This is a genomic window from Pseudomonas plecoglossicida NBRC 103162 = DSM 15088 (assembly GCF_000730665.1).
Taxonomy (GTDB): Bacteria; Pseudomonadota; Gammaproteobacteria; order Pseudomonadales; family Pseudomonadaceae; genus Aquipseudomonas; species Aquipseudomonas plecoglossicida.
In genome coordinates, this window is sequence record NZ_BBIV01000014.1 from 146,234 (window position 1) to 159,037 (window position 12,804).

The 12,804-nt window shown below is 60.2% G+C and carries 11 protein-coding genes; all 11 read left to right on the forward strand.

Going from position 1 to position 12,804, the window contains the following annotated elements; genetic code table 11:
- Nucleotides 1-11 precede the first annotated feature (11 nt).
- Nucleotides 12-1,493: a type VI secretion system contractile sheath large subunit gene (gene tssC, locus PPL01S_RS11090; RefSeq protein ID WP_042155882.1), complete on the forward strand. Its 1,482-nt coding sequence runs from the start codon at nucleotides 12-14 to the stop codon at nucleotides 1,491-1,493.
- A 10-nt stretch (nucleotides 1,494-1,503) separates the two neighbouring features.
- Nucleotides 1,504-1,932 (forward strand): type VI secretion system baseplate subunit TssE, encoded by a 429-nt coding sequence (gene tssE, locus PPL01S_RS11095; protein ID WP_028625013.1) that lies wholly within the window; start codon nucleotides 1,504-1,506, stop codon nucleotides 1,930-1,932.
- A gap of 20 nt (nucleotides 1,933-1,952) precedes the next feature.
- Nucleotides 1,953-3,719 carry a type VI secretion system baseplate subunit TssF gene (gene tssF, locus PPL01S_RS11100; RefSeq protein ID WP_028625014.1) on the forward strand — a complete coding sequence of 589 codons (1,767 nt, stop codon included), beginning with the start codon at nucleotides 1,953-1,955 and terminating at the stop codon, nucleotides 3,717-3,719.
- Entirely contained in the window at nucleotides 3,683-4,702 is a 1,020-nt protein-coding gene (gene tssG / locus PPL01S_RS11105) for a type VI secretion system baseplate subunit TssG (protein ID WP_028625015.1), read from the forward strand. Before tssF ends, tssG begins: the two co-directional genes overlap by 37 nt.
- Complete coding sequence (gene tagH / locus PPL01S_RS11110) at nucleotides 4,699-6,066, forward strand: type VI secretion system-associated FHA domain protein TagH (RefSeq protein WP_016393539.1); 1,368 nt, start codon at nucleotides 4,699-4,701, stop codon at nucleotides 6,064-6,066. Before tssG ends, tagH begins: the two co-directional genes overlap by 4 nt.
- The gene (tssJ, locus tag PPL01S_RS24305) at nucleotides 6,063-6,785 is read left to right on the forward strand and encodes a type VI secretion system lipoprotein TssJ (protein ID WP_016393538.1); all 723 of its coding nucleotides are present in this window, start codon (nucleotides 6,063-6,065) and stop codon (nucleotides 6,783-6,785) included. Before tagH ends, tssJ begins: the two co-directional genes overlap by 4 nt.
- Nucleotides 6,782-8,119, forward strand: a complete 1,338-nt coding sequence (gene tssK, locus PPL01S_RS11120; RefSeq protein ID WP_028625016.1) for a type VI secretion system baseplate subunit TssK — start codon at nucleotides 6,782-6,784, stop codon at nucleotides 8,117-8,119. Before tssJ ends, tssK begins: the two co-directional genes overlap by 4 nt.
- A 1-nt stretch (nucleotide 8,120) precedes the next feature.
- Entirely contained in the window at nucleotides 8,121-9,026 is a 906-nt protein-coding gene (icmH, locus tag PPL01S_RS11125) for a type IVB secretion system protein IcmH/DotU (protein ID WP_028625017.1), read from the forward strand.
- 134 nt (nucleotides 9,027-9,160) lie between these two features.
- On the forward strand, nucleotides 9,161-9,679 hold the full coding sequence (locus PPL01S_RS11130) for an Hcp family type VI secretion system effector (RefSeq protein ID WP_016393535.1): 519 nt from the start codon (nucleotides 9,161-9,163) through the stop codon (nucleotides 9,677-9,679).
- Between the two features lie 94 nt (nucleotides 9,680-9,773).
- Nucleotides 9,774-11,903: a type VI secretion system Vgr family protein gene (locus PPL01S_RS11135; protein WP_016393534.1), complete on the forward strand. Its 2,130-nt coding sequence runs from the start codon at nucleotides 9,774-9,776 to the stop codon at nucleotides 11,901-11,903.
- On the forward strand, nucleotides 11,900-12,775 hold the full coding sequence (locus tag PPL01S_RS11140; RefSeq protein ID WP_016393533.1) for a DUF4123 domain-containing protein: 876 nt from the start codon (nucleotides 11,900-11,902) through the stop codon (nucleotides 12,773-12,775). Before PPL01S_RS11135 ends, PPL01S_RS11140 begins: the two co-directional genes overlap by 4 nt.
- Nucleotides 12,776-12,804: the final 29 nt, after the last annotated feature.

A 12,804-nucleotide genomic window follows, 5' to 3' on the forward strand; every position in this document is an offset into this window, starting at 1 on the left:
AGGACATGACCATGACGCAAGCGCAATCCACCGTTGTCGATAAGCCAAATCCCCAGCCGCAAGGAGGCCTGCTGGCCCAGATACTCGCGCAAACGCGCATCGAGCCCAGCCAGGAAGGCTACGCCGTCGCCGAGAGAGGTGTCGCCGCATTCATCGCCGAAGTGTTGAAGTCGCCTGATCGCGAGCAACCGGTCAACAAACAGCTGGTCGATCAGATGCTGGCTCGGATTGATGACACGCTGAGCAAGCAATTGGACGTTGTACTGCACAGACCGGAACTGCAAGGACTCGAAAGCAGCTGGCGCGCGCTGAAGCTCCTCATCGATCGCACCGATTTTCGCGAAAACATCGTGATAGACATGCTGCATGTCACCAAGTCGGAATTGCTCGACGACTTCGACAGCGCCAGCGACGTCACCCGCAGCGGCCTGTACAAGCATGTCTACACCTCGGGCTTCGGCCAGTTCGGCGGTCAACCGGTCGGATGCATGGTCAGCAACTACACCTTCGGCCCTTCGGCCCCTGACATCAGGCTGCTTGGCTATGTCGCCTCGGTAGGCGCGATGGCGCATGCGCCGTTCCTCGGTGCCGCAGGCCCCGAAATGCTCAATCTGGACTCCTTTCAGGACATCTCGAACCTCAAGGAAGTCAAGGACATCTTCGATGGCCCGCGCTTCTCCAAATGGCGTGGCCTGCGAAACTCCGAAGATGCTCGCTACCTGGGTCTCACCATGCCGCGATTCCTGCTGCGTCAGCCGTACGACCCACTGGAAAACCCAACGCGTTATTTCGACTACCGCGAAACCATCGACGGCAATCACGACAACTACCTCTGGGGCAATACATCATTTGCGCTCGCAAGTCGCATCGTCGACAGCTTTGCCAAGTATCGCTGGTGCCCGAACATCATCGGCCCGCAGTCTGGCGGTACTGTTGACGATCTGCCAATCCACCTGTACGAATCACTCGGCCAACTCCAAGCCAAGATTCCCACCGAGGTGCTGGTCTCCGACCGGCGCGAATTCGAACTGTCCAGCGAAGGCTTCATTCCGCTGACCATGCGCAAGGACAGCGATAACGCGGCCTTCTTCTCCGCCAACTCCGTACAGCGCCCCAAGCTGTTCCAGAAAACCCCCGAAGGCCTGGCGGCACAGACGAACTACATGCTCGGCACGCAGCTGCCCTACATGATGATCATCAACCGACTGGCCCACTATCTCAAGGTGCTGCAGCGCGAGCAGATCGGCAGCTGGAAGGAGCGTCAGGACCTCGAGCGCGAGCTCAATACCTGGATCCGTCAATACGTCGCCGACCAGGAAAGTCCTTCCTCCGATGTGCGCAGCCGGCGACCGCTGCGTGCAGCCAGGATCGAGGTGCAAGACGTCCAGGGCAATCCTGGGTGGTACCAGGTCTCGTTGTCGGTACGTCCGCACTTCAAGTACATGGGCGCCAACTTCGAGCTTTCGCTCGTCGGGCGACTCGACAAGGAGTGAGCCCCAACCCATGCCTCGATCTCCAGTACAGGGAAGTTTGTTCGACCGGCTTACTGCAGATCCAGCACAGCGGTGTTCTCGCACGCAGCAGTCTGCGGCAGGAGAGCGCATTCGAGCCATCAAGAACAACCTCGAGCAATTGCTCAACTCGCGTCGGGGAGGCTCGCAAAGCTGCCCCGCGCTGGGGCTGCCCGACATGAATGACGCCGCTGCGGGGCAGTTGGAACTGCGAAACCAGATCTGTCGGGAAATCCAGGAATTGGTGGCGTCCTTCGAGCCCCGGGTCCTGGTCACCGACGTCCGCCCGCTCGCTGCCGGTGAGCATCCGCAGGGGTTGTGCTTCCGATTGCACTGCCGGGTTCCGCTCGAGGATGCCGCCGAGCAAGTGGAGATAGATCTGCTGGTGCACCAGCGACAACAACGGATTCAGGTGATGTGACCCATCGCCAAGGGGGCTAGATGCCACTGAAAAGCAAGTTTCGGGAAGAATTGGACTACCTTCGCCGGCTCGGGCGAGTGTTCGCGCGCAACAATCCACAGCTGGCAAGGTTCCTCGGCGATGAGGCGACCGACCCGGACGTCGAGCGGCTGCTCGAGGGCTTTGCCTTCCTGACCGCCAAGCTGCGCCTGAAAATCGAGGATGACTTCCCCGAACTGACGCATCCGTTGCTGCAGTTGTTGTGGCCCAACTATCTGCGACCACTGCCCAGCAGCACGATCATCCAGTTTGCGCCAGCGGACCGCGCCATTACCGTGCGTCACCGCATCGCAAAAGGGAGCCGCATTCTGTCGCGCAAGGTCGAAGGGATGCGCTGCGAGTTTCGCACCTGTGCGGACGTCGATATCTACCCACTCACGATCCTTGAAGTCAGCGATGCGCACTCCTTGGAGAAGTCGACGGTGCATGTGGATCTCGCCTCGCTGAGCGACAATCCTCCCAGCACTTACGACTGCGACCGGCTGGACTTCTACCTGAGCGGTAGCGATTACAGCGCCATGACCTTGTATCTGTGGCTGTCGAAATACCTGGGCGACGTTCGCCTGGAGTGCGATGGCGTTGTCAAGCACATACCGGCCAACCACCTTGTATTCCCGGGTTTCGACTCCGAGCAAGCACTCCTTCCATACCCGCAGAATGCACTGGAAGGCTACCGAATCCTGCAAGAGTACTTCCTGTTCCCACGCAGATACTTCTTCTTCGGCATCCCCGGATTGCAATCGCTCTGGCCGAATCACCGCATCGAACGCATACGACTGGAGTTCAATTTCAACCGTCCCTTGCCCAGCGACATGCGGGTGCATACCGGTGACCTGGCGCTGCACTGCGCACCTGCAATCAATCTCCTGAAACACGAAGCTGAGCCTGTGAGGTTGAACGGGAAGACCGTCGACTATCGCCTTCGGCCTTCAGGACAGAGGCCGGACGCCTACGAGATTTTCAGTATCGATCGCGTCGAAGGCTGGAAGAGCGGAACCTCGGGTCACCCGGGTACCTGGCTTCGCACCTATCAGTCTTTCGAGTCGCTTCGCCATCAAATCGACTTCGAGCTCGGCAACACCGTCCTCTACTACCGCACTCGGCTCGCACCCGCGATGGTGAACACTGGCGTAGACCATCGGGTGTCATTCGTACGCGGCGACGAGCAGCACTACATCGGGCGAGAGGAGACCGTCTCCTTTTCCCTGACATGCACAAACCGCGACTTGCCGCTGGCATTGGCGGTAGGCGACATCTGCGTCCCTACACCCGAGATCCCGAACTTCGTCTCCTGTCGCAACCTGATCGCGCCAACACCGTCGTATCGCCCTGTACTCGACGGGGACCTGCAATGGACATTGATATCCAATCTGTCGCCTACCTACCTGTCCCTGGCATCACCTGCCTCGCTGAAGGCAGTGATTCGTGCCTACGACTTCGCAGCCCATCATGACATCCAGCGCGCTCGCGCTACCCAGATGCGGCTGGACAGCCTGCTGGAGGTGACTTGCACCCCGGTCGATCGCATGTTCAAGGCGCTTCCTGTGCGTGGACTGCGCACCCTCGTCAAGCTCGATCAGGACGGATTCTCGTGCGAAGGCGACCTCTATCTGTTCGGCACGGTACTGAGTCACTTCCTGGCGGTTTTCAACAGCATCTCGTCATTTCACGCGCTGGAAGTTATCAACATCAAGAATCAGGAGCATTACAAATGGCCGTTACGCACCGGCACACAGCCTCTGACTTGAACGACCAACTGCTTGACGAGGCCCGCAGTCACGACTTCTTCAACCTGCTCGAGCGCCTGCACGGCTTGCATGGCGAAGACCTGGAATCCGGCGATGCCTATGCTGCAGAACGGCAGCTCATCCGCTTGAGCAACTACGCGGGCATGGGGTTTCCAGCCTCGGATGTATCGCTGGCGCGCCGTCTCGAGGAGGGCTTGCCACACCAGTATCTGGTTCAGGCAACGTTCTTCGGCATGCATGGTCCAGACTCTCCGCTGCCTTCGTACTATCTGGAACGTCTTGCCTTCGAGGCCGGTCAGGGTGACGGCGTTCGGCCGGCGTTCTTCGACTTCTTCAACCACCGTCTGTTGACCCTGCTGCATCAGGCCTGGCGCAAGTACCGCTACTACATCCGCTTTCGTGCCGGTGCCACCGACCAGATGTCCCAGTATCTCTTCGCGCTGGTGGGACTCAAGGATGAAGCCGTCCGAGGTATCACGCCCATCGCCTGGAGCCGGCTGCTCAGCTTTGCCGGTGCCGTCGTCCATCGCAGCCGTTCGCCCACCATGGTGTCAGGCCTGATAGCGCACTGCTTCGATTTGCCGACAGTGACCATCCGCGATTTCGAGCTCCGCTATACGGACATCGCCATGGAGGACCGCACACGCCTTGGACAGCATAACGGCCAATTGAGCGAGAGCTTTCGTATCGGCACAAGCGTACGAACGCGTCACTGCAAATTCACCATCGTCATTTCCGACCTGTCGGAAAGTCGGCTTCGAGCGTTTCTACCTCAGGGGGAAAACTTTGCGCGGCTACGCATGTTGATCACCTTTCTGCTCCGCGACGGAACGCCTTGCGACCTCGAACTGGGACTGTGCGAAAACGAAGTCCCGCCCTTCAACCTCGGACAGACCACCGGCTCCCAATTGGGCTGGACCAGTTTCCTCGAGCAGCCTGAACTGCGCAGTCCTCCACGAGTTCGTCTAACGGTGTGCCCATGACTCCTTCCAACTTCGAACGGCTTCTGTCCCTGGTCGTAGAGAATCCGCAGGCGCTGCAGCATGGCAGCCAACCACGGCACAGCTTCGGTAGCGATGGCGGCACCATCGGGAGCCAGGGCGCGGACTGGGAACTTCACGACCTAAGCAGAAGCGTGCACCGCCAGCACTGCGAAATCCGCCATGAAGATGGCGGCTTCCTGGTGATCGACCGCTGTGGCGAGACGCTCGTCAACGACCAGATGCAGCCGCTTGGTCCCAATGCCAGCGCCAGACTGCGCCATGGGGACAAACTGCGTATAGGTCCATTCTGGATCGGCGTTCATCTGGACAACGATTTTCATTCTCTGCCCGACCCCGCCCGATCGCTCGCAGAGCACGACCTGGGGGAGTTCCTTCACGTTCCCACGCACTACGTCGATTCGACGCGGGACGACACTCCATACGACATCGAGGGTGAATGTCGGCAACGGCCGGGATGGGCCGAATTCCAGTCATTGGCCGAACCATTGTCACCCAAGGGACTGCTCGACCCGCTAGAAGCGCTCGATGCGGTTCGCAACCTGACCCAGTCGACCGACAGCAACTCGCCAGCGATCGACCCGCATCACTACGGACATACCTTGCTGGCCGCTCAGGCGGATGCCAGTACCACCCCCTTCGAAGCCATCTATGGCTCGCCCACCCCTGACACAGGAGCTTGTCCCATGCTGGAACAGGAGATTCAAACCCCGGCGTCCCGAGAATGGCTACAGCGTCAGCTCTCAGACGGTGCAGATCCTGCCAGCCTGGTCGAACCCCTGCTGGAAGGTCTCGGCGCACCGCTCGGCAGCGTCGACGGGGCTGAAGTCCATGCTCTGTTACACGAAGCAGGCCGCACCCTCGGTGCGCTCATTCGCGGACTGTCTGCCCTGAACGTTCCCCTGCCGGGCGAACAGCAACGAATTTCCCTCGCTGGCCGCACGCTGCAGCCTATCGAAGACAACCCTTTGCGTCTCGGACAGAACTATCAGGAAACGGTTCGTGCGCTGTTTTCTGCACAGCGTAGCGCCGTCCACCTCTCACCCTCGGCGGCGGTAGAAGAATCGCTGGAACATATCCACCGGCAACAGGTTGCCGTGTACAAAGCCATCACTGCCGGGCTCGGCGCGCTGTTGCAGGCATTCTCGCCAGAACAGCTGCAGCAGCGCTTCCAGCGCTATCGCAACGGTCAGACAGGACAGCCGCCAGCAGACGACTGGGCCTGGCGCATGTACGAACACTACTATGGCGAACTGACCTCGGGCCGCCAGCAAGGTTTCGACAAGTTGTTCTGGGAGGTCTTCGAACCAGCATTCGATCAAGCGCTGCGCGCGGAGGTGGGATGAGACCCGCCATCGTGCTCATGCTTGCCGTGCCCCTGCTGGCCGGCTGCAGCACCGTGGGCAATGTCTTCAAGAAGACGGCGCAGATCATGATGGACCCGACTATCGCGGTCGGAAACCCGCAAGACCAGCCCACGCAAATTGCCCTGAGCCTGTACGCGAGCGCGGATGTGAACCCCAACCCGGTCAGCATCCCGGCAGTCGCGCCCCCCGAGGACAGCACGCCGATGGAGCGGGACACCGCAGAAACGGATGCACACGTCCATCTGGGCGTGGGGCAATACAACCGCGCAGCGAGCATTGCCCCAACGCCCAACGCGCGCAGGACCGCTGTCACCGCCACACCGATTGTCTTTCGTGTCTTGCAGCTCAAGGACGACTCCATGCTGGAGAACGCGCCCCCTGAACTGCTGCAAGACAATCCCGAGAAGGCTTTGGGCAGCACGCTCGTGGCGATGGACGACTACGCGCTGGTTCCGGGGCAATTCAAGTTCATCGAGTTCGCGTCCATCGAGGAAAAGTCCCGCTACATCGCCGTGGTCGCCCAATTTCACGACCCCAGTGCCGAACGCTGGTACGACGTATTCCGCGTCGAGCCACGCGGGCGCAAGTACCCCCTGATGGTGATGCTGCAGACCACCCGTGTCGCCATCACCGACGAGCGTTTCCGGCCTGCGCAGGACGACCTCTGCCTGCCCCCTCCTGCGAGTACCTACCGATGACCACACGCAACCCCGTCGCCTGGAGCGAAGGCCTGTTCGTCAAGCCCCAGCATTTCCAGCAGACCACCCGGTATCTGGAGCACTACATCAACGCACGCCATGCCAGCCGGTACGGGTACGGCTTTTCCGAACTGGAGCTGAACCAGGAGTTTCTTGCCTTCGGCAAGATTGCCATCGTACGCGCACGAGGCATCATGCCCGACGGTTCGCTGTTCAACATTCCCAACGACCAACCGCCTCCTCAGCCCTTGACCCTCTCGGACGCGGGCCTGGCGAACCAGACGGTCTACCTCACCCTGCCACTGCGATCGGACGGCATTGCCCAAGTGCGCTGGCCAGACACCCATGGCAATACCCGTTATGTCCTGCATACGGAGGAACTACTCGACACGCACAGTCATCAAGGCAGCCACGCGCCAGTGGCCCTGGCCGTACCCAGCCTGCAACTGGCACTGCAACGCGATGACCGAAGCGCCTTTACCAGCCTGGCCTTGGGGCGCATCCTCGAGCGCAGGCCCGACGGCCATCTTCTGCTGGACACTGCGTTCTACATTACCGGGCTGTACCTCAGCGCCATCCGTCCGCTGGTGCAGTTCATCGAAGAAGTGTTCTCCCTCATGCAGGCGCGGGCCAAGAACATTGCACAACGCATCGGCTCCCCAAGCCAATCCGGTGTCGCTGACTTCAGCGACTTCAATCTGCTTCAGGCCCTCAATCGTTGGCAGCATCAGTTTCGGCACATGGCACAAGATCCGGACGTCAGTCCACTGGACGCCTACCTGGCTTGCGGCCAGGCCTGTGGGGAACTGGCCACCTGCATCGACCATTCAAGGCTTGCCCCGGAGTTTCCTGCCTATCAGCACGACAACCTCAAGAGCACCTTTCAGATGCTCGAGGATACCTTGCGCCGCCTGTTGGGTACCGTGCTGCAGCCGCGCGCGGTTTCCGTGCCGTTGGTCAAACAGGGGCACGGCATCCTCACTGCGCAGGTTACGGATAGCAGCTTGATGGACAGCGCCGACTTCATCCTCGCCGTCCGCGCCCGGATGCCACTGGACCAGATGCGGCAACTGTTCCTGCAGCAAACCAAGGTTGCGTCCCAGCAATCGCTACTGGAGCTCATTCGCCTGCAACTTCCGGGCATACCTCTGAGCCCGCTGCCAGTGGCGCCGCGGCACCTGCCGTTCCATGCCGGCTTCACCTACTACCAACTCGACCGTACCTCCACCGCCTGGCAGAAGCTGATACCCCGGGGCACCAACAGCTTCGGTTTGCACATCAGCGGTGAATTCCCGGAGCTGCAGTTGCAGTTCTGGGCCATCCGGAGCCAATGACATGAGCACCACCATCTGTAGCGAAAACGGACTGCGCGACCGCCGCTTCAATGCTGTGGCTGAGGCATCTGCGGCCAACGAGCAGAACGGCCTTCCCTCCGACCCGCCGAGGGATGACTTCTTGCGAACCGCACCGACTGCAGGCATCCCCGACAAGACCAGCATCGTCTACGACACAGTATTGCGGACTGACGATGACGCCGACCTTCAGTTCCAGCTTCGTGGCCATAGTCTCAATCCCTTGATCGACGCCGCTCAACCTCTCTTTGGCCTCGTCATACGCCTGCGCCGCCTGGAGCGCTGCAACGACATACCCAAGCTCTATGCAAGCGTGCGCGACCAGATAACAGCACTGTCTGAAGAGATTCGTCAGCACGGCTACGACGCCGCTACGCAACTGGCCTACCGATATGCCCTGTGTGCGTTCATCGACGAGGCCGTCATGGCCACCGAGTGGGGCAGACAATCCGTGTGGCGCGAACGCTCGCTACTGAGCTACCACCACAACGAAACCTGGGGCGGGGAAAAGTTCTTCACCGTGCTCGCTCGGATGCAGATGGACCCGACCCGCTACAAGGACGTACTGGAGTTCAAGTACCTCTGCCTTTGTCTGGGCTTCATGGGCAAATACGGCCAGCAACACAACAGCAAGGACTCGCTCAATACGCTCATCCTCAAGCTGCATCGCATGCTTCGCGCGCAACGTGGAGACACGCCCGAGCACCTGACCGACACACCTGACAACGTCGCATCGCGCCATTACCGCCAGGCCCGGCAATGGCCGCTCTGGACCCCTTGGGTCGTCGCCACAATCGTGCTGGTTGCGACCTATCTCTATTTCTCCATCAGCCTCGACAGCAGTACCGAGCAGGTGTTGCTGAGGCTCGAGGGCATCCTCAAGCCCTGAGCCTGATGCAACACCCAAAGCACAACACATGACGGCAGGAGGGCAAGCAACCCAGACAAAGAACATCCACTCCTACACCTATGGCGAAACGGTCTCTTTCGGCCACTCAAATCAACGATACAAGGAAGATTTACATGGCAACTCCCGCCTACATCAGCATCAAGGGTAAAACTCAGGGCCATATCACCCAGGGTGCCTTCACCGCCGAGTCGGTTGGCAACATCTACCAGGAAGGTCACGAAGACCAGATTCTTGTCCAGGAAATCGAACACCTGATTTCCACGCCAACCGACCCGCAAAGCGGTCAGCCTTCTGGCCAGCGCGTGCACAAGCCGTTCGTGTTCACGGCAACGCTCAGCAAGGCCACTCCCCTTCTGTACCAGGCCTTGGCCTCCGGCGAAATGCTGCCGGAAGTTGAAGTGATGTGGTACCGCACCTCTTCCGAAGGCAAACAGGAATACTTCTTCTCCACCCAGCTGGAAGACGCCACGATCGTCAGCATCAACACCGTCCTCCCCCATGCCCAGGACGAGGCCAAGGCTTCGTATACCCAACTGGTCAAGGTAGCCATGGCCTACCGCAAGATTACCTGGACCCATGTCATTGCCGGTACCGAGGCCTCGGACGATTGGCGCAAGCCCATGGAAGGCTGAACCGATAGCCACCTCCGGCAACCGGCGTGGCAGGCGTCGGTTGCTCACCACCCGGGATCATCGAGCCCCACACTAAGTCCGGTAAGGATTTCATATGGCAGCCCAATCCGATTTACGCTTTACCTTCACTGCGGGCGAGGACGGCGTCTACGACTTCGAGGTCGTCGAGTTTCACCTCGTCGAAGGTCTATCCGAAACCTTCCGGCTCGACGTGGACCTGAGTTGCGCGAACTCCGCCGTAGATTTTGGCCTGATACTTGACCATCAGGCGCTACTCACCCTCTGGCAGGCGAACCGGCCTGTACGCTACCTGCACGGCTCGGTGTCCTCATTCCAGCAAGGCGACACGGGCTTCAGGCGGACCCGCTATCGCGCCACCGTGGAGCCCCGTCTGGCACGAATGCGCCTGGCTTCGGACTGGCGCATTTTCCAGGGCCCCAACGCGCCCGAAATCGCCAAGGTCCTGCTCACGAAGCATGGCCTCACCCTGGATTACGAGCAGCGTCTGACCCACACGTATCAGCCCCGGGAGTATTGCGTTCAGGCCGGCGATACCGACTACCACTTCGTCGAACGCATCATGCGCGAGGAAGGCTCCTTCTATGGCTTTCTGCACAGCGCTGAAGGACACCGCCTCATTCACTGCGATCGCCTCTGGGTCTTCGGCAAGCAACCAGGGCCGCCGCTCGAATACAACCCCATGGCAGGCGGCGATAGCCCGGGACCGGCGCTGCACAGCTTTGTCTATACCGAAAATGTGCGTACCGCGTGCCAGACCCAGCGCGACTACAGCTTCAAGAACCCCATGTACAACCAGGAAACAGAATGCAAGGGAACGGACCTGGATCACCAGTCGAACAGCTACGAGCGCTACGACTACCCAGGGCGCTACAAGGGTGAAACGGGCACCGCATTCACGCGGGACCGTCTGAGGGGCCTGCGTTCAGATGCGCGTATCGTCAGAGCGCAAGGCGATGATGCTCGCCTTGTACCGGGTATCTGCTTCGATCTGATCGGCCATCCGCGGCAGGACATGAACCGCAGCTGGCGCCCTATTCGCATCGAACACCATGGCAAGCAATACACCAGCCTGGCCGAGGAAAGTGCCGAAGCCGAACGTGGCACGCACTACAGCAGCACCGCCATCCTGGTGCCGGACGATACAGAGTGGCGCCCCTCTCCCTTGCGCAAACCCCGTATCGAAGGGCCGCAGCAAGCCACAGTGGTCGGCCCGGCCGGGGAGGAAATCTACTGTGATCGGTTTGGTCGCGTGAAGGTGCAGTTCCCCTGGGACAGGGAGGGAAACAATGACGAGCACAGCTCTTGCTGGATTCGCGTTTCCCACAATATCGCCGGTGCCCTCTGGGGCCACATGGCCATCCCGCGCATTGGCCAGGAGGTCATCGTCGGCAACTTCGATGGCGACCCGGACCAACCCATCATCACCGGCCGAAACTACAACGCCAACCAACTGCCCCCCTACGAACTTCCTGCCCACAAGACGCGGATGACCATCAGGACCCAGACCCACAAAGGCGAGGGCTTCAACGAAATCCGCTTCGAGGACGAGGCCGCTCAGGAAGAGATTTTCATCCACGCCCAGAAGGACCAGAACAACATCGTCAACAATGACGAGACCACGATGGTTGGGCACGACCGCAGCGAGCGCGTCGAGAACGACGAGACCCTTGTCATCGGCCACGACCGTACCGAATCCATCGGCAATGACGAACAACTCACTCTTGGCAGGGACCGTCGACAGGATATCGGCCAGGACGACCACCTCACCATTGGCCGTAACCTGGCAGTCGTCACGACCAAGGATCGCATCGAAGAGGTGGGTAACAACCGACACGACAAGACGACAGCCAACCAGTGGATACAGATTGGCGGTCACCTGGAAAAGCGGGTTGAAGGTCATGTACTGCTGAATGCTGGGCAGCACATCAGGCATCTGACTCAAGACTACGAGATTCTTGCTTCAAGAAGCGTAACCCTCAAGGCCCCCGGTGGAACCCTACGCATCGACGACAGAGGCATGACACTTGATGGCCTCTCGATTCGGATGCTGGGCGCCGTGGCGTTGAACTCCGAGGGCAGCAACAACAGCATCGCCGCCAACGGCGTTGCTACTGCGGCCGAGCCCGTTTGCCTGGGTTGCTTGCTCAAGGCAATTGCAGAGGGCCGCAGCCTGGTTCGAATGGAAGGAGCGCCCGACGCATGACACCCTTCGCTACCGAACTGGTGGAACAACTGCGACAGGCGCCAGATCATCGATTGATGGCGATTGTCGAACTGGCTCGGCTGCAGGACAGCGAGCGTCAACAGCTGCAAGACCGTTTCACCGACGACGCACTGCCAATCCTCTACCACGAGCAGTTCACCCATCTCAGGCACATTGGCCCCTGGCTCTTTTCCCCTGGTCAGCAGACCGATCTGCAAAGCCAATACGACTTCCATTGCACACTGACCGAGATGGCAGGCGATGCACTTTGCGGCTGGTTGGTGAGCGCCCAGACACCTTCCAGGCTCGTCCATCATCTTGGCCAAGGCGTTACCGCCTGCGGACCGGATGGCGACACCTTCCTGTTGCGTTTCTACACGGAGCAAGCCTTTCCCATATTGCATGCTCGCCATGACCTGCCAGGTATCGCCCATCTACTGGCGCCAATCCGCTCCTGGTGGATCATGGAGCCTCATTCCGAACATAAAGCCTGGCGACACTTCGCGGGCTACGACCTGCCGCAGTTTTGCGGCGTCCCTCTCATCCAGCTCGACCAGACATGCTGGGATGCGTTGGATGGAGACCCGATGAGCTATCACCTGGCCGACCAACTCCAGGAGCTCCTGGGCGCCAGCCTGTCAGAGAACTGCCATGGAGCCCGGATTGGCCATGTACGCAAAATGGTGACCGAGGCCCGGGAGAAAGGCCTGACCCGCCCGGGGGACCAAAGTGAGTACGTAACGCTCCTCACCCAGCGCGGTCCCGACCTGCTTGCATCGCTTGCCTGGCAAGAAGCTTTGGCAGAAGCCCGCGACCACGGCCGTCCACTTGCAATCGCGCTCCAGGCGCGCCTGCTCTCGAATCCTGACTGAGGCCCGCCATGAACAGTTGGCAAGCCATC

Excerpts from the sequence above, each read along its gene's own strand:
- tssF (WP_028625014.1), top strand. The coding sequence starts at position 1,953 with ATGCCACTGAAAAGCAAGTTTCGGGAAGAATTGGACTACCTTCGCCGG.
- tssK (WP_028625016.1), top strand. The coding sequence starts at position 6,782 with ATGACCACACGCAACCCCGTCGCCTGGAGCGAAGGCCTGTTCGTCAAG.
- PPL01S_RS11130 (WP_016393535.1), top strand. The coding sequence starts at position 9,161 with ATGGCAACTCCCGCCTACATCAGCATCAAGGGTAAAACTCAGGGCCAT.
- tssE (WP_028625013.1), top strand. The coding sequence starts at position 1,504 with ATGCCTCGATCTCCAGTACAGGGAAGTTTGTTCGACCGGCTTACTGCA.
- tssC (WP_042155882.1), top strand. The coding sequence starts at position 12 with ATGACGCAAGCGCAATCCACCGTTGTCGATAAGCCAAATCCCCAGCCG.
- tssG (WP_028625015.1), top strand. The coding sequence starts at position 3,683 with ATGGCCGTTACGCACCGGCACACAGCCTCTGACTTGAACGACCAACTG.
- tssJ (WP_016393538.1), top strand. The coding sequence starts at position 6,063 with ATGAGACCCGCCATCGTGCTCATGCTTGCCGTGCCCCTGCTGGCCGGC.
- PPL01S_RS11135 (WP_016393534.1), top strand. The coding sequence starts at position 9,774 with ATGGCAGCCCAATCCGATTTACGCTTTACCTTCACTGCGGGCGAGGAC.
- tagH (WP_016393539.1), top strand. The coding sequence starts at position 4,699 with ATGACTCCTTCCAACTTCGAACGGCTTCTGTCCCTGGTCGTAGAGAAT.
- PPL01S_RS11140 (WP_016393533.1), top strand. The coding sequence starts at position 11,900 with ATGACACCCTTCGCTACCGAACTGGTGGAACAACTGCGACAGGCGCCA.
- icmH (WP_028625017.1), top strand. The coding sequence starts at position 8,121 with ATGAGCACCACCATCTGTAGCGAAAACGGACTGCGCGACCGCCGCTTC.